The sequence below is a fragment of the Pseudomonas poae genome (assembly GCA_028869255.1).
Lineage (GTDB): Bacteria > Pseudomonadota > Gammaproteobacteria > Pseudomonadales > Pseudomonadaceae > Aquipseudomonas > Aquipseudomonas poae_C.
The window spans coordinates 2,417,419-2,434,216 of record CP110972.1; the positions used below are offsets into that span (position 1 = coordinate 2,417,419).

The 16,798-nt window shown below is 61.7% G+C and carries 12 protein-coding genes and 3 pseudogenes; 4 read left to right on the plus strand and 11 right to left on the minus strand.

Features of this window, described 5'->3' with window-relative positions:
• Window positions 1-87: 87 nt before the first annotated feature.
• The 4 genes and pseudogenes from LRS56_11145 to LRS56_11160 all read left to right on the plus strand — a co-directional run bounded on the left by LRS56_11145 (window position 88) and on the right by LRS56_11160 (window position 3,975).
• Window positions 88-856, plus strand: a pseudogene (locus LRS56_11145) (SDR family NAD(P)-dependent oxidoreductase).
• Window positions 857-868: 12 nt separating this feature from the next.
• Window positions 869-2,053 carry an acetyl-CoA C-acyltransferase gene (locus LRS56_11150; GenBank protein WDU64960.1) on the plus strand — a complete coding sequence of 395 codons (1,185 nt, stop codon included), beginning with the start codon at window positions 869-871 and terminating at the stop codon, window positions 2,051-2,053.
• 9 nt (window positions 2,054-2,062) lie between these two features.
• Window positions 2,063-3,190 carry an acyl-CoA dehydrogenase gene (locus LRS56_11155; GenBank protein ID WDU64961.1) on the plus strand — a complete coding sequence of 376 codons (1,128 nt, stop codon included), beginning with the start codon at window positions 2,063-2,065 and terminating at the stop codon, window positions 3,188-3,190.
• Window positions 3,191-3,201: 11 nt separating this feature from the next.
• Window positions 3,202-3,975 carry an enoyl-CoA hydratase gene (locus LRS56_11160; GenBank protein ID WDU64962.1) on the plus strand — a complete coding sequence of 258 codons (774 nt, stop codon included), beginning with the start codon at window positions 3,202-3,204 and terminating at the stop codon, window positions 3,973-3,975.
• Window positions 3,976-4,794: 819 nt separating this feature from the next.
• Here the strand turns inward: LRS56_11160 and LRS56_11165 are convergent.
• From LRS56_11165 to arnA, 11 genes and pseudogenes are all read right to left on the minus strand, one after another.
• Window positions 4,795-5,946: pseudogene (locus LRS56_11165) on the minus strand (acyl-CoA dehydrogenase family protein).
• Between the two features lie 3 nt (window positions 5,947-5,949).
• Window positions 5,950-7,053 carry an enoyl-CoA hydratase/isomerase family protein gene (locus LRS56_11170; GenBank protein ID WDU64963.1) on the minus strand — a complete coding sequence of 368 codons (1,104 nt, stop codon included), beginning with the start codon at window positions 7,051-7,053 and terminating at the stop codon, window positions 5,950-5,952.
• Window positions 7,054-7,194: 141 nt separating this feature from the next.
• Window positions 7,195-7,905, minus strand: coding sequence for an HPP family protein (locus tag LRS56_11175; protein WDU64964.1), 711 nt, complete (start codon window positions 7,903-7,905; stop codon window positions 7,195-7,197).
• A gap of 179 nt (window positions 7,906-8,084) precedes the next feature.
• On the minus strand, window positions 8,085-8,240 hold the full coding sequence (locus LRS56_11180) for a hypothetical protein (GenBank protein ID WDU65725.1): 156 nt from the start codon (window positions 8,238-8,240) through the stop codon (window positions 8,085-8,087).
• A gap of 271 nt (window positions 8,241-8,511) precedes the next feature.
• Window positions 8,512-10,134 carry a glycosyltransferase gene (locus tag LRS56_11185; protein ID WDU64965.1) on the minus strand — a complete coding sequence of 541 codons (1,623 nt, stop codon included), beginning with the start codon at window positions 10,132-10,134 and terminating at the stop codon, window positions 8,512-8,514.
• Window positions 10,135-10,137: 3 nt separating this feature from the next.
• The gene (locus LRS56_11190) at window positions 10,138-11,517 is read right to left on the minus strand and encodes a UDP-glucose/GDP-mannose dehydrogenase family protein (GenBank protein WDU64966.1); all 1,380 of its coding nucleotides are present in this window, start codon (window positions 11,515-11,517) and stop codon (window positions 10,138-10,140) included.
• On the minus strand, window positions 11,514-11,927 hold the full coding sequence (gene arnF / locus LRS56_11195) for a 4-amino-4-deoxy-L-arabinose-phosphoundecaprenol flippase subunit ArnF (GenBank protein WDU64967.1): 414 nt from the start codon (window positions 11,925-11,927) through the stop codon (window positions 11,514-11,516). Before arnF ends, LRS56_11190 begins: the two co-directional genes overlap by 4 nt.
• A complete protein-coding gene (gene arnE / locus LRS56_11200) occupies window positions 11,924-12,271 on the minus strand; it encodes a 4-amino-4-deoxy-L-arabinose-phosphoundecaprenol flippase subunit ArnE (GenBank protein ID WDU64968.1) in 348 nt (115 codons plus the stop codon). The genes arnF and arnE overlap by 4 nt, the downstream gene beginning before the upstream one ends.
• Window positions 12,268-13,923: a lipid IV(A) 4-amino-4-deoxy-L-arabinosyltransferase gene (gene arnT, locus LRS56_11205; GenBank protein ID WDU64969.1), complete on the minus strand. Its 1,656-nt coding sequence runs from the start codon at window positions 13,921-13,923 to the stop codon at window positions 12,268-12,270. The genes arnE and arnT overlap by 4 nt, the downstream gene beginning before the upstream one ends.
• The gene (gene arnD, locus LRS56_11210) at window positions 13,920-14,804 is read right to left on the minus strand and encodes a 4-deoxy-4-formamido-L-arabinose-phosphoundecaprenol deformylase (protein WDU64970.1); all 885 of its coding nucleotides are present in this window, start codon (window positions 14,802-14,804) and stop codon (window positions 13,920-13,922) included. Before arnD ends, arnT begins: the two co-directional genes overlap by 4 nt.
• Window positions 14,804-16,796 (minus strand): annotated as a pseudogene (arnA, locus tag LRS56_11215) (bifunctional UDP-4-amino-4-deoxy-L-arabinose formyltransferase/UDP-glucuronic acid oxidase ArnA). The gene arnD and the pseudogene arnA overlap by 1 nt, the downstream one beginning before the upstream one ends.
• Between the last annotated feature and the right edge of the window lie 2 nt (window positions 16,797-16,798).

Sequence of the window (16,798 nt, forward strand, 5' to 3'; positions counted from 1 at the left end):
CTATATTGAAGGCTTTGACCATTGCCGCTGCAGCGTGCGAGAGCGACTATTTCGACGATTCGGGCACAGTTCAAGGAAACAATAATAATGCAGATTGAAAACAAGGTATTCCTGGTCAGCGGCGGCGCGTCGGGCCTCGGTGCGGCCACCGCTGAAATGCTCATAACGGCCGGCGCCAAGGTGATGCTGGTGGACCTTAACGCCGACGCTGTGGCAGCCAAGGTCAAACAGTTGGGCGACAACGCCCGCAGCGCCGTGGCGGATATCAGCCAGGGAAGCGGCCGCCGAAGCGGCGGTACAGGCTACGGTTGCGGCCTTTGGTGGCCTGCATGGGCTGGTGAACTGCGCAGGCATCGTGCGCGGCGAGAAAATCCTCGGCAAAAATGGCCCCCATGGGCTGGTCAGCTTTGCCCAGGTCATCAACGTCAACCTGATCGGCAGCTTCAACCTGCTGCGCCTGGCGGCGGCGGCCATCGCCGAAACCGAAGCGAATGCCGAGGGTGAGCGCGGCGTGATCATCAATACCGCCTCCGTGGCGGCGTTTGACGGGCAGATCGGCCAGGCAGCGTACGCGGCTTCCAAAGGCGCAATTGCCAGCCTCACGCTGCCTGCTGCCCGCGAGCTGGCGCGCTTCGGCATCCGCGTGATGACCATCGCCCCGGGCATTTTCGAAACGCCGATGATGGCCGGCATGACCCCCGAAGTGCGTGATTCCCTGGCGGCCGGCGTGCCATTCCCGCCACGCTTGGGCAAACCCGCCGAATACGCCGCGCTGGTGCGGCACATCATTGAAAACAGCATGCTTAACGGCGAGGTGATCCGTCTCGACGGCGCCTTGCGTATGGCGGCCAAATAAGGAGATTGACCCATGACTGACCCCATCGTGATTGTCAGTGCCGTGCGCACGCCCATGGGCGGGTTTCAAGGCGACCTCAAGGGCCTGACCGCGCCGCAGCTGGGTGCCGCCGCAATCCGCGCCGCCGTGGAGCGGGCGGGCATCGCCCCCGACGCGGTGGATGAAGTGCTGTTCGGCTGCGTGCTGCCCGCAGGCCTGGGCCAGGCGCCCGCACGTCAAGCCGCCCTGGGCGCCGGCCTGGATAAAGCCACGCGCTGCACCACCCTGAACAAGATGTGCGGCTCGGGCATGCAAGCCGCGATCCTGGCGCATGACTCGCTGCTGGCCGGCAGTGTCGACGTGGTGATTGCCGGCGGCATGGAAAGCATGTCCAACGCCCCCTACCTGCTTGATCGCGCGCGCAGTGGCTACCGCTTGGGCCATGGCCGGGTGCTCGACCATATGTTCCTCGACGGCCTGGAAGACGCCTACGACAAGGGCCGGCTGATGGGCACCTTCGCTGAAGAATGCGCCGGGCTCAACGGCTTTACCCGCGAAACCCAGGATGCGTTCGCCGTCGCCTCCCTGACCCGCGCACAGGAAGCCATTACCCATGGCAGTTTTGCCGCCGAGATCGTCCCGGTGCAGGTCACCGTCGGCAAGGAACAGAAAACCATCCTGCACGATGAACAACCGCCCAAGGCCAAACTGGACAAAATCACCAGCCTGAAACCGGCGTTCCGTGAAGGCGGCACCGTGACGGCGGCCAACTCCAGTTCGATTTCCGATGGCGCGGCAGCATTGCTGCTGATGCGCCAGTCCGAGGCGCAAAAACGCGGGCTCAAGCCGCTGGCGGTGATCCATGGACATGCGGCGTTTGCCGATGAGCCCGGGCTGTTTCCGGTGGCACCGGTGGGTGCGATTCGCAAACTGATGAGCAAGACCGGTTGGAATCTCGAGGACGTCGACCTGTTCGAAATCAACGAAGCCTTCGCGGTGGTCAGCCTGGTGACCATGAGCAAGCTGGAAATCCCCCACGCCAAAGTCAACGTGCACGGCGGTGCCTGCGCCCTGGGCCATCCGATTGGTGCGTCGGGTGCGCGGATTCTGGTGACCTTGCTCTCGGCCTTGCGCCAGAAGGGCCTCACCCGTGGCGTCGCAGCCATCTGTATCGGCGGCGGTGAAGCCACGGCCATGGCCGTTGAATGCCTGTATTAAGGATTTTGTATGTTACCCAATGACGAACAACTGCAGATCAGCGACGCGGCCCGGCAATTTGCCCAGGAGCGCCTGAAACCTTTCGCCGCCGAATGGGACCGCGAGCACCGTTTTCCCAAGGAGGCCATCGCTGAAATGGCCGAACTGGGCTTTTTCGGCATGTTGGTACCGGAGCAGTGGGGCGGTTGCGACACCGGCTACCTGGCCTACGCCATGGCGTTGGAGGAAATCGCCGCGGGCGATGGTGCTTGCTCGACGATCATGAGCGTGCACAACTCGGTGGGCTGCGTGCCGATCCTCACGTTCGGCAACGATCAGCAGAAAGAACAGTTCCTCAAGCCCCTGGCCAGCGGCGCCATGCTCGGCGCGTTCGCACTGACCGAACCCCAGGCCGGCTCCGATGCCAGCAGCCTCAAAACCCGTGCGCGCCTTGAGGGCGACCACTACGTGCTCAATGGCTGCAAACAGTTCATCACCTCCGGGCAAAATGCCGGGGTGGTGATTGTGTTCGCGGTCACCGACCCGGCAGCGGGCAAGCGTGGGATCAGCGCATTCATTGTGCCCACCGATTCGCCGGGCTATACCGTGGCCCGCGTCGAAGACAAGCTCGGCCAGCATGCGTCGGATACCTGCCAGATCCTGTTCGAGGACGTGAAGGTGCCGGTGGCCAACCGCCTGGGCGAAGAGGGCGAGGGCTACCGTATCGCCCTGGCTAACCTGGAAGGCGGCCGCGTGGGCATCGCCTCGCAATCAGTGGGCATGGCCCGCGCTGCGTTTGAAGCGGCCCGCGACTACGCCCGTGAGCGTGAAAGCTTTGGCAAACCCTTGATCGAACACCAGGCCGTGGCGTTTCGTCTGGCGGACATGGCCACGCAAATCGCCGTGGCGCGGCAGATGGTGCATTACGCCGCCGCGCTGCGTGACAGCGGCAAGCCTGCACTGGTGGAAGCCTCGATGGCCAAGCTGTTCGCCTCGGAAATGGCCGAAAAAGTCTGTTCGGCCGCCTTGCAAACCCTCGGTGGTTACGGTTACCTGAGCGACTTCCCCCTCGAGCGGATCTACCGCGACGTGCGGGTCTGCCAGATTTATGAAGGCACCAGCGATATTCAACGCATGGTCATCTCACGCAATCTCTAAGGAGCCGATACATGAGTTACGAAACCATTTTGCTCGAAGTCCAGGGCCGCGTCGGGCTGATCACCCTGAATCGCCCACAAGCCCTGAACGCGCTGAATGCGCAGTTGGTGAGCGAGTTGAACCAGGCGCTGGACGGCTTGGAAGCCAACCCGAAAATCGGCTGCATCGTGCTGACCGGCTCGAAAAAAGCCTTCGCCGCCGGCGCCGATATCAAGGAAATGGCTGAGCTGACCTACCCGCAGATCTACCTGGATGACCTGTTCAGCGACAGCGACCGCGTGGCCAACCGCCGCAAGCCGATCATTGCCGCCGTCAACGGCTTCGCCCTGGGCGGCGGCTGCGAGCTGGCGTTGATGTGTGACTTTATCCTGGCCGGTGATGGTGCCAAGTTCGGCCAGCCGGAGATCAACCTCGGCGTACTGCCGGGCATGGGCGGCACACAGCGCCTGACCCGTGCGGTGGGCAAGGCCAAGGCCATGGAAATGTGCCTGACCGGGCGTTTTATCGACGCGGTGGAAGCTGAGCGCTGCGGGATCGTGGCGCGCATTGTGCCGGCGGATGAGTTGCTGGAAGAAGCGCTCAACGTTGCTGCTTTGATTGCCGGTAAATCGGTGCCGATCAGCATGATGGTCAAGGAAAGCGTGAACCGCGCTTTTGAGGTGAGTTTGTCGGAAGGTGTGCGTTTTGAGCGCCGGGTGTTTCATGCGGCGTTTGCGACGTTGGATCAGAAGGAGGGGATGGCGGCGTTTGTGGGGAAGCGGGTGGCGGAGTTTAAGGATCGATAGGTTTATATCCGGTATTGGGGTTGCGGCTGGAATTGGTTCCGCTCTTACAGCGGGTCACTTTGGAAAAGAGCCCCAAAGTAACCAAAGGGCTCTTGCCCCAACACTCGGCACCTCGCTCTGGCTCGGTGTGCCCGCACGCAGACTTGAATCCGTGGGCCGCCGCGATGGGCCATCCTTGGCCCAGCGCGGCTAACCCGGCGTCCTGCCGGGTTACCCACGGATTCAAGCCTGCGTGCGGCCAGCGTGTTTTACGGGGCGCCAAGGATCAAGATCAAGATCAAAAGCGCAAAAGATCGCTGACTTCGTCAGCGCAAAGGATGTAAGGGCCAGATCAAAAACAAAGCAAAGCACGGCGGCCTGACAGCCGACCTCGGTCAAGTGTGGGAGCTGGCTTGCCTGCGATGCAGACACCTCGGTACATCAGGCAAACCCAGTTGATGTCATCGCAGGCAAGCCAGCTCCCACAGAAAAGCCGATCTACTGCGGACCCGCTTTTGATCTACACCACTCAGGTCGGCTACCAGGCCGCCGTGCTCTGCTTTTGACTTTGATCTGAGACGCCCCGTCAATCACGCTGGCCGAACGCAGGCTTTGGAGCGTGGGCAACCCGGCAGGACGCCGGGTTAGCCGCGCTGGGCCAAGGATGGCCCATCGCGGCGGCCCACGCTCCAAAGCCGGAGTGAGGGCACACCGAGCCTAGGCGAGGTGCCGAGTGATGGGGCGAGGACTTTTTGCTTACTTTTGGGTCCTTCCAAAAGTGAGTCGCTGTAAGAGCGAAACCATAGGCGGCCGTTACCCAAATAACGGATATACCCCCCATCAAAGTTGATAACCCCTCAACTCCCGAGCAATCACCATCCGCTGAATCTCACTAGTCCCTTCATAAATCTGCGTAATCCGCGCATCCCGGTAATAACGCTCTACCGGATAATCCTCCAAATACCCATACCCACCATGAATCTGCATTGCTGAAGAACAAACCTTCTCAGCCATCTCCGAGGCAAACAACTTGGCCTGGGACGCCTCCGACAAACACGGCTTACCCGCAGAGCGCAGACGAGCAGCATGCAGGATCAGCAACCGTGCCGCATTCAACCGAGTTTGCATATCAGCCAGCAGATTCGCCACGCTCTGGTGCTCAATGATGGCCTTGTCAAATTGCACCCGATCACGCGCATAACCCAACGCCGCCTCAAACGCCGCCCGAGCAATCCCCAACGCCTGAGCCGCAATGCCGATACGCCCGCCTTCCAGGTTCGACAGCGCAATCGCCAAACCTTTGCCGCGCTCACCCAACAGGTTGGCCTCCGGCACCGAACACTGGTTAAGCGTGACGGCGCAAGTGTCCGACGCCCGAATCCCCATCTTGTGTTCGGTGCGATCAACCACAAACCCCGGCGTGTTGGTCGGCACCAGAAACGCCGAGATACCTTTTTTGCCCAACTGCGGATCAGTCACCGCAAATACGATCGCCAGCTTGGCGCGTTTGCCGTTGCTGACAAATTGCTTGGCGCCATTGATCACCCACTGGCCGTCGCGCAACTCGGCGCGGGTGCGCAGGTTGTGGGCTTCGGAACCGGCCTGGGGCTCAGTCAGGCAGAAGCAACCAATCGCCTGGCCGCTGGCGAGGTCGGGCAGCCAGGTGTGTTTCTGCGCATCTGTGCCGTAGTTGAGGATTGGCCCGCAACCCACTGAATTATGGATGCTCATCAGTGCGCCGGTCGCACCGTCGCCGGCGGAAATTTCCTCGACGGCCAAGGCATACGCCACGTAGTCGACATAGGTACCGCCCCATTCTTCCGGCACTACCATGCCCAACAGGCCGAGTTCGCCCATCTTCGCTACTCAGGGCGTCGTCGATCCAGCCGGCTTTCTCCCAAGCTTGGGCATGGGGGCGATTTCGCCGCGTGCAAAGTCGCGAGCCATGTCGCGGATCATTACCTGTTCTTCAGTGTATTCAATATCTTGCATGATTTAGTTCACACCCTGCTCGAAGTGGTGGAAAAAGCTGTCGACATGGGTTTTGTCCAACCCATGCAGCGTCGGCGGGTTCCAGCGTGGGGTTTTGTCCTTGTCGATGATCAGTGCGCGGACCCCTTCAATAAGGTCGCCGCGTTCGAACCATTGACGGTCGAGGTGCAGTTCCAGCGCGAAGCAGCGTTCCAGCGACAAACGGCGGCCGCGACGCAGCATTTTCAGGGTCACGGCCATGGCCAGGGGCGAGCGGGTTTGCATCAGGTGGGCGGTGTTGAGTGCCCATTCGTGGCTGTCGGCGACGGTGACTTGCTGCAACTGCTCGACAATGCTCGGTACATCCGGCAGGCCGAAGAAGTGGTCGATGGCCGGGCGCAAGGCGGCCAGCGGTGGATCGGGCAGTTGTTGCACGGCGAGTTTGGCCAGTGCGCCTTGCAGGTCCTTGAGCGGCGCGTCGTGCCATTGCAGGTGGTCGAGTTTCTGGTCGAGTTCCGAAAGCCTTGTGCTGTCCAAGTACCAGTTCGCCAAGCCGCAGTACAACGCGTCGGCAGCGCGGATCTGCACGCCGGTGACGCCGAGATAGATCCCCAACTCGCCAGGAACCCGTGGCAGGAAATAGCTGCCGCCCACATCCGGGAAATACCCGATTGCCACTTCCGGCATTGCCAGGCGGCTGCGCTCGGTCACCACACGCAAGTCGGCGCCTTGCACCAGCCCCATGCCGCCCCCCAGGACAAACCCGTCCATCAGGGCCAGCACCGGTTTGCGGTAATGGTGGATGGCCAGATCGAGTGCGTATTCTTCGACGAAGAAGTCCTGGTGCAGGGTGTCGCCGCTTTTGAAGCTGTCGTAGAGGGAGCGAATATCGCCACCGGCGCAGAAGGCCTTTTCCCCAGCACCACGCAGGACCACCGCGTACACCTCGGGGTCGTCCTCCCAGGCTTGCAGCTGCTGCGCGAGGCTGCGCACCATGCCGAGGGTGATGGCATTCAGGCCGGCGGGGCGGTTGAGGGTCAGGTGACCAATATGGTTACGCACTTCGGCGAGTACGTCGTCCTGGTGTACATCGGCGCTGCTTGCTTCGGATGAAACCTGAGCAGTCATCTGTAACTCCCTGCTTTTATTGTTCTTTATCAAGATGTTCGCGGGCGAACTCTCTCGTGATCGTAACAGTGCAAATTTGCCCAGTACAACCCGGAATCATGCAGGTCGTTTTTGCATTTATGCAGGGTGCTGAGCCTGGGCTCAGGGTACGCGGCTTGCCAGGACATCACCAACGCTGCGGCGGCGTGCATGCTGTTCTGCAGTGTGGATCAACTGTTCCAGTTCTGTCGGGGCTATATCGTAGAACTGCTCCATGTCGGCCAGTGCCAGCTTCAAATCGGCGGCAGTGATGGCCGGGTCTCGAGCGGCGTCAGGGTCAGGCAAAATAACCGTCGGTGCCTCGGCAGCACCCTTGGGGTAGCGCGTGCGTGTGGCGTTGTTGTAGGCGAGTGCGCAGGCCAGCAGGGCGCCGGCACCCAGCAGCACGGCGCCCAGCTCATGCCAGCCAAGGGCAGCGGAAGCCGGGTCAGCCAGGACCAGGGTCATGGCCAGGCCACCGGCAGGCGGGTGCAAGCAGCGCAACCAGCACATCAGCACCACCGCCATCCCCGCCGCCAGGCAGGCGCCGCCCAGGGTGCGCCCGAGCACGCGGGCCACCAGCAAGGCCACCACACCGGCGCACAGGTAGCTGCCGATGATCGACCAGGGCTGCGCCAGCGCACCGGACGACACTGCGAACAACAACACCGCTGAAGCCCCCAGCGGCCCCAGCAGGTGCAACGCCACCTCCATGCCAAACATCTGGGCACATAACCAGACACTGAACAGCGTGCCCAGCGCCATGCCGATGGCGGCGCGGCCCCATTCAGTTGGGCGGGTATTGATGGCTGCGGGAAACCAGCGAGCGAGCATTAAAAGAGAGTCCATAAATAGCGGGCAAAAAAAAGGCCTGTCTGGTTGCCCGGAGAAGCCTCTGAAGGTTCCAACATTTGGGGGAAGGAACCTGCGCAGTGTGCCGTGGCAGCCAATAATGCGCCAATGCATATTAATGGAGCTTAAATACAAAAATAATGAGTTTAAAGGCCGTCAGCTTACGGGGAGGTCGCTGTGCTGAGCTTTCCGAGGACGCGGTCATCGGTTTCTGCATTGAACAGACGCCTGCGCAGGTTTGCCTGCAGCCCGGGGTCACTGCCAAGCGGCCCATTCAGCGCGACGAGGGCATTGCGCAGCTGCATCAGCCGATGCAAGGGCGGGATGGGCAGGTAGCCGACGTGCACTTCATCGCGGGCATTGGGCGAACTATCATCTGGCACGGCATTGTCCTCTTTTGAAGTAAGCCGCGGTGACAGCTGCGGCCCAGAGCGTCCTTGTTGTTATGCATGACCTATGGCGTTAAATACCTACCGCACATGGCCTTGGAGTGTACATTTGGGTTTCGGACGCGGGAAAGGGAAATGGCACCAGCCATTACGCATAGCTACGTAGGAGTTTTCTGCGTCGGCAGCGCCGACGCAGGCGTCAAGGTCGTGGGGTTTGGGCCAGATGCAGCAGCACATAGGGGTTTCTGTCGAACTCGCCGGTGAGCGTCGGGGTGATTGTGCCAAAGCGTGTGTCTTTCAAACCCTGGTAATCCGCCTCGCTCATCACCAGCCAGGCCGGCCCTTGCAGCGGCGCCAGATCAGCCGGTTGCTGGGTAAATAACGGCACCTGGTCGCAGTCGAGGTTAACCATGTATTTAATCGCCTTGGCGTCTTTACCCAGGCCGTGCAGTACCACAGGCGCGCGCTGTTGCATGACCTGCTCATGCACACGCAGGGTAAAGGTGCGCGTGTCGTAAACACTGCGCACCAACGGCTCGACCACCCCGATATACGTTGCCCATACTGCCAGTACCGCGGCCAGCGCCGGCCCCAGCGGCCGCAGCTGAGCACGCAACAGGGCCAGCAGCGCCAGCACCTGCAGCCCGCCGAGTACGCCGAACATCAGCCCGAGATGGCTCAACTGCTCAGGGTAATGGCGACGCGCTAACACCAGCCCCACGATCAGGAATGTCGGCAGCAGCGTCCACAGGCCCAGCATCAGCCCGCGCAACCAGACAAACATACGGCCCTGCGCAACGTAGAAGGGATACGCCGCGATGATCGCCGCCATCGGCAACATCGGCAGCACATAGCGCGCCTTCTTTGCCTGGGGAATCGACAGGCCCAGCATCACCAGCAAACCTGCGGCCGCGCAATACAACACCAGCTGCAAGGCCGGGTCCGGCACACGCCGCCCACCGGTTGCCACCGCCAACAGCACCAGCAACGCCATCGGGTAGGCCAGGGCGTAATTGCCCAGCGAGCTGGTGAAGTAATACAGCACGCTGCTGGAACCTTCGCTGCCGTCCATGCGCCCCAGGAACTGCATGCGGATTACATCCTGCATGAAGCTCTCACCGCCACTGAGCTTGGCCATCAGCAGCAACAGGCCGACACAGGCAGCCAGCAGCGCCAGGGCCAGCAAGCCGAAACTGAACAGTTGGCGCCATTGCCGGTTGATCAGGTAGTAACTGCACAGCATCCCCGTGGGGATGACCAGCCCGATCGGCCCGCGAATCGCAAAGCCGACAATCAGCAGCAGGTACAGCCAGTGCAGGCGCTTACCGGCACCGAAGTGGTCATGGGCGTAACCCAGGTAAAACACCGCCAAGGCAATCGCGGCCAGCATCTGGTCGAGGGACACCGAGCGGGTTTCGCTGATAAAGGTACTGCTGAGCAGCAGCACCGCGATACTCAGCAGGCCCCAGCGTTGGGAGTACGGCGCCGTAAGGCGATACACCAGGATAACGATCACCGCCGAGGCCATTGCCGTGGGCAACCAGGCCGTGAGGCTGGTGACCTGGCCCAGTGGCAATGACAGCAGCCAGGTCAACAGCGTCGAGGTGGCCAGGTAATCGGCATACGGCTGGCCGTAGGTGGTGGGGAAAAACCCCGGCCCATGGCGCAGCATCTCCTGGGCAAACACCACGAAGCGCGAGTCGAAGCCGATAATCGCCTGGTGCCAGCTGCCGGCGATAAACAATAACAGCGCCAGCAGGCCCAAGCCGAGGGAGTGGCGGCGGATGGTCTGGCTCAGCAGGGGCGGTTGAGCTTTGTTCACGAATCAGGCTTCCACGACCCGCGGCGTCCACTGCTGCTGGGGAATCGGCAGCTGGCAGGAATCCCCACGGCCAATCGGGAAATACTGGAAGCCTTTGCGCGCCAAGCGTTCGCCGTCGTACAGGTTGCGGCCATCGAAGATCACCGGTGTTTTCAGGCGCTGGTGGATCAGGTCAAAGTCGGGTGCCTTGAACTGCTGCCATTCAGTGCAGACGATCAGCGCATCCGCGCCAACCAAGGTGGATTCCGGGGTGCCCATGAGCATCAGCCGTTCTTCATCGGCGTAGATGCGCTGGGTTTCCTGCATGGCTTCCGGGTCGAAGGCGCGTACGTTGGCGCCGGCGGCCCACAGGGCTTCCATCAGCACCCGGCTTGGGGCATCGCGCATGTCGTCGGTGTTGGGCTTGAACGCCAGCCCCCACAAGGCAAAGGTTTTGCCGCGCAGGTTGCCCTGGAAGAACGCATTGATGCGCTCGAACAGTTTGCTCTTCTGGCGCTGGTTGATCGCTTCCACGGCTTCCAACAGGTCGCTGGAGCAGTTGGCCTGCTTGGCGCTGTGGATCAAGGCGCGCATGTCCTTGGGGAAACACGAGCCGCCGTAGCCGCAACCGGGGTAGATAAAGTGGTAGCCGATACGTGAGTCGGCGCCGATCCCCAGGCGCACGGCTTCGATGTCGGCGCCCAGGTGCTCGGCCAGCTCGGCGATCTGGTTGATAAAGCTGATCTTGGTGGCCAGCATGCAGTTGGCGGCGTATTTGGTCAGCTCGGCGCTGCGCAGGTCCATGAAGATGATACGGTCATGGTTGCGGTTGAACGGGGCGTACAGGTCGCGCATCACGTCGCGCACTTCTTCGCGCTCGCAGCCGATGATGATGCGGTCCGGGCGGCGGCAGTCGGCAACCGCCGAGCCTTCCTTGAGAAATTCCGGGTTGGAGACGATATCAAACTCCAGGTGCCGGCCCGCCAGGTGCAGGGCTTTTTCGATATGGGCGCGCAGGGTGTCGCCAGTGCCCACCGGCACGGTGGATTTTTCCACCAGAATCACCGGTTCGATCCGATGGCGCGCCACCGCATCGCCTACCGACAGCACGTATTTCAGGTCTGCCGAGCCATCTTCATCCGAGGGCGTGCCCACGGCGATAAACAGCACTTCGCCATGCTCGACCGCAAGCTTTTCATCAAAGGTGAAATGCAAGCGCCCGCTCTCCAGGTTTTCCTTGACCATGGCGGCCAACCCCGGCTCGAAAATGCTCACATGGCCCTGCTGCAATAGCTTGACCTTGTTCTGATCGACGTCCATGCAGATCACATCGTGACCGACTTCGGCTAATACGGTGGCCTGTACCAGACCGACGTAACCACTACCAAATACACTGATTTTCATGGAATGTTCCTGGGACTTGTAACGCTAGCGCGGCGAGAGTTGATAACCAGCACTCCGAGGATGACCAACGCCACCCCCAGGGTTTTTGAAACGGAAAACTGTTCGTTGAATACCGGCAGGCTGGCGGCCAGCAGGTACACCAGCGCGTAGCTGATGCTCAGCAGCGAATAGGCACGGCCCAACGGCAGGTGCTTGAGTGCGCCGAGCCAGCAGAGCATCGACAGCGCATAGGCCAGGATGGCCAGCAGCACCACGCCCAGGGCACCGAGGTCGATGGCATTGTTTGTGAACGCACCGAGCCATTCGTTGGGCAGCGGCAAGCGCGTCATGCTCCAACGCATGCCCAATTGCGCCGCGCTGACCAGCACCACGCTGCCCAGCGCCAAGGCAAAACCTCTCACGCGGCTCATACGTGGCGCCCCAGCAGCACGACACCGGCAATCACCAGCGCCACGCCCAGCCAGTGGCGGCCATCGATGTGTTCATGGAACACAAAGCGCGCCATCAACGTGACCAACACAAAATTCAGGCTGAGCATGGGGTAGGCAATGCCCACTTCCAGGCGCTGCAACACCAGCAACCACACCAGCAAACCCAGGCCCAGGCAAACCAGCGCCGCCCACAGCCACGGCGAACGCAGTTTCGGCGCCCAGCCGTGCGGCAGGTCGCGCCAGCTTTCCACGGCAAACTTTTGCGAGACCTGGCCCATGCAGGTCAGCAGGCAGGCGGCCAATAACAGCAGCAGGGTGATCACGGCGTCACCTGCGCGAAGATCAGAATCACCAGGTTGCCTTGCTCATGGCGCTGGCCGTCAGTCGGCAGCAACGCCACTTCGGCCTTCTCATCGTCACCCTTGACGCGCATCACCACACCGACCGGGCCTTTTTTGCGCGCATCGCTCATCCATTGCTGGACTTGGGTGGTGTCCACTTGGTGATGGCCGGCATCCGGGTACGCGAGGCCGTATTTCACTTCGCCGACGGTGTTGTAGAGCGTCACATCCGGACGCCCCAGGCGCCAGGACAGGGCCGATGCAGCGCCCAGGTCATTGCTCAGCAGCGCCGTGGCCGGGTGCAGTTCTTGCAGATGGTCGATGATGAACTGGTCCGGAATCTTGTTGTAGACCACCGAGTGCGGCAGCGCGGCCGGTACCAGGGCCACCAGCAATCCGCTGCCGATCAGGGGCGCGGCCCACAGTTTCAATGGGCGCGCGGCCTGCAGCAGGTTGACGATGATCCAGCCGAACAGGAAGGTGAACACCAACACCAGGTTGAGGGTTTCGTGGCCATGTTCGTACACCGGCTTTTTCAGTTGGACCCAGGTCAGCGCGAGCACACCCACCACGCCAATCACCAGGTTCAGCCAGCCATTGATGCGCAAGGCACCGCTGCGACCTTCAGCCAGTTTGTCCGCCAGAGTCGAGCCCATCAGCAAGGCCAGCGGCAACAGGCACGGCATGATGTAGGAGGGCAGCTTGCCCTTGGCCAGGCTGAAGAAGGCCAGGGGCATCAGCAGCCACAGCAGCAGGAACAGGGTTTTCGGCAGGCGTTTTTCCAGCCATGCGTGCTTGATCGTCGACGGCAGCAACGCGACCCACGGCAGGGTGAAGGCCACCAGCAGCGGCAGGTAATACCAGAACGGTTCGCTGTGCTGGGCGTCTTCGCCGGCAAAACGCTGGATATGCTCATGCCAGAAGAAGAAGTGCCAGTAGTCCGGCTCTTGCAGGTGCACGGCCAGGGCCCATGGCAGGCTGACCAGAACCGCCACGACCACCGCCACCAGCCCGTAGCCGAGCAGCTCGCGAAAGCGTTTCTGCCAAATGGCGTAGGGCAGGGCGATCAAGACCGGCAGCAGCCAGGCGAGAAAGCCCTTGGTCATGAAGCCCATGCCGCAGGCAAACCCCAACAGGGCCCAGGCGCCGAGGCGGCCATTGCGGGTGGTGCTGTCGAAGCAGAACCACAAGGCCACGCCGGTCAGGTTGACCCAGAAGGTGAACTGCGGGTCGAGGTTGGCATACCCGCCCAACGCCGCGACGCTGACAAAGCTCATGTACAGCACGGTGCTGACCAGGCTCTTTTGCGGGTCATTCCACAACCGGCGCGACACCAGGTACACCAGCAGGATGCTCAAGCTGGTGCTTAACGCCGAGGCGAAACGCACACCAAACAGGTTCTGACCGAAGATCGCCTGGCCCAGCGCGATCATCCAGTAGCCGGCAGCCGGTTTTTCGAAGTAGCGAATGCCCATGAAGTGCGGCGAGGCCCACTTGCCGGTCAGCAGCATTTCCTGGCTGATTTGCGCGTAGCGGGTTTCATCCGGAATCCACAGGCCATGGGTGGCCAGCGGCAGCAGATAAAACACGCCAAATGCCAACAAGAGCAGGGGCAAGGCCCAACGGCGGATCATGCTTGTTGCACTCCGAGCCAACCCTCACGGCCGCTCAGGGCGCCGCGCACCAGGTGTTGCTGGGGCAGGGTGGTCAGGTCGGCGGGCAACAGTTCGCCCAGCGGTTTGAAGTCGATGCCGCGCTGCCCTGCCTGGGCCAGCAACTGGCGAAAATCATTGGCCATCAGAATCCCTTCTACTTCTGCGTGGATCGTGTAGACGTTCAGCTTCGACGCGCTGAAGCGGTCAAGAATGAAGCGGTTGAAATCCTTGGCAGCCACCACCGGCCCGACGACTTCGTCGAAGGTCGGCAGGTCTACCGGAATCTGTGGGGTGCCCGCGCTGCCATCGGCCAGGGTTGGTCGAAACAGGCTGGTGCCCCGGCAATCACTGTTGTAGCGAAAGTTGAAACCTTGCTTGGCCTGCACCACCCGCTCATCCGCACGCCAACCGGCGGCGGCTGAACAGTCGATGCGTTCGCCCAGGATGTCGCTCAGGGTGTCCACGCCGCGTCGAATCTGCTCGATCAGCTGCGCTTCGCTCCAACGTCCGGTGTTGGCCTGCCAGCCGTGGTGATCCCAGGCGTGCAGGCCGACTTCATGCCCGGCCGCCTTGGCCTGGCGCATCAAATGCCCCAGGTCACGGCCAATCGGCTTGCCCGGCCAGGCAGTGCCGGCCAGCAGGATGTCCAGCCCATACAGGCCGACGGCATTGGAGCGCAGCATCTTCCACAGAAACTGCGGGCGGATCAGGCGCCACAGGTGGCGCCCCATGTTGTCCGGCCCGACACTGAAGAAGAACGTCGCTTTTACGCCGGCTTCATCCAGGGTTTCGAGCAACCGCGGCACACCTTCACGGGTGCCACGGTAGGTGTCGACGTCGATGCGAAGACCTGCATCCATTACTTTTTGTCCGCAATTTCGAGCATGGCTTCACGCAGGAAGAAATCCAGCGTGTTGCCGATGGTTTCGCTCATCTCCACGGTCGGCTCCCAGTTCAGCAGGCGCTTGGCGTTTTCGATGCTTGGCTTGCGGTGGGCCACGTCCTGAGTAACCGGTGCCGTAGAACGCTTTGCTCTCTACGTCACGGAAACCGGCGAACGGCGGGAAGTTGCTGCGCAGCGGGTGGGCTTCGAACTGACGCAGCAGCTCTTCGCCCAGTTGGCGGATGCTGGCTTCGTTTTCCGGGTTGCCGATGTTGATGATCTGGCCGTTGCACACATCGTTGTCGTTATCAATGATGCGCGCCAGCGCTTCGATACCGTCGGCGATGTCAGTGAAGCAGCGTTTCTGCTCGCCGCCGTCGAACAGGCGGATCGGCGTGCCTTCCACCAGGTTCAGGATCAGCTGGGTGATCGCACGGGAGCTGCCGATACGTGCCGAATCCAGACGGTCCAGGCGCGGGCCCATCCAGTTGAATGGACGGAACAGCGTGAAGTTCAGGCCCTTGGCGCCGTAGGCCCAGATCACCCGGTCCAGCAGTTGTTTGGAGACCGAGTAGATCCAACGCTGCTTGTTGACTGGGCCAACTACCAGGTTGGAGGTGTCCTCGTCGAAGTATTGGTCCTGGCACATGCCATAGACTTCGGAGGTCGACGGGAAGATCACGCGCTTGTTGTACTTGACGCAGTAGCGCACCAGCTTGAGGTTTTCTTCGAAGTCCAGCTCGAACACGCGCAGTGGGTTGCGGGTGTATTCGATGGGCGTGGCGATGGCCACCAGCGGCAGGACCACGTCGCACTTCTTGATGTGGTACTCGATCCACTCGGTGTGGATGCTGATATCGCCTTCCACGTAATGGAAATTCGGGTGGCTGCGCAGGCGCTCGATGGCGTCGGAGCCGATGTCCAGGCCGTAGACTTCGTAACGGTCGTCACGCAGCAGGCGCTCGGACAAGTGGTTACCGATAAAGCCGTTCACGCCCAGGATCAGTACGCGGGTACGGCGGGGCTTGCGGCCCGACTCGGCACCGCGCAGCACGGAGCCGTCCACCAGGCCCAATTCGTTGGCCAGGGAGGGGCCGGCCAGGTACAGGCCGTTGTCGTTGCGCTGGCCGAACTTGACCACCAACGAGTCTTCACCGCAGGCAATGCGCAGCGGGTTGACGCTGATCACACGGCCAGGGGCCAGGCCCTCGTTGCCCTTGATCACGTCGGCTTGCCACACGATCAGCTTGTGCTCGCCCACGGCGCAGAAGGCGCCCGGGTACGGTTGCGTCACGGCGCGCACCAGGTTGAACAGCTCTTCAGCCGGTTGTTTCCAGTCCAGCTTGCCATCGGCGGCGGTGCGGCGGCCGAAGTAGGTGGCCTGGCTTTCGTCCTGGGCGGTTTCAGTCAGCTTGCCTTGGGCCAATTGCGGCAGGGCATCGCGCAGCAGGTTGCTGGCGGCGTCGCGCAGTTTGGCGTGCAGGGTCAGGCCGGTGTCGCTGCGCTCGATGATGACTTTTTGCTGAGCCAGGATCGCGCCGGCATCGGCACGCTTGACCATACGGTGCAGGGTCACGCCGGTTTCGGTTTCACCTTTTACCAGCACCCAGTTGGCCGGAGCGCGACCACGGTATTTGGGCAGCAGCGAGCCGTGCAGGTTGAACGCACCTTTACTGGCGGTGGCCAGCAATTGCTCGCTCAGCAGGTTGCGGTAGTAGAACGAGAAGATGAACTCCGGGTTGAGCTTGGCGATGCGCTCGATCCACAGTGGGTGGTTGGCGTCTTCCGGGGCGTGCACCGGGATGCCGTTGCGGGCGCAGAGTTGGGCGACGGAACCGTAGAAGTTGTTTTCCTTGGGGTCATCGGCATGGGTGAACACAGCAGCAATTTCGTAACCGGTATTGAGCAGCGCTTCGATGCCTGCACAACCAATATCGTGGTACGCGAATACAACAGCTTTTGAACTCATGA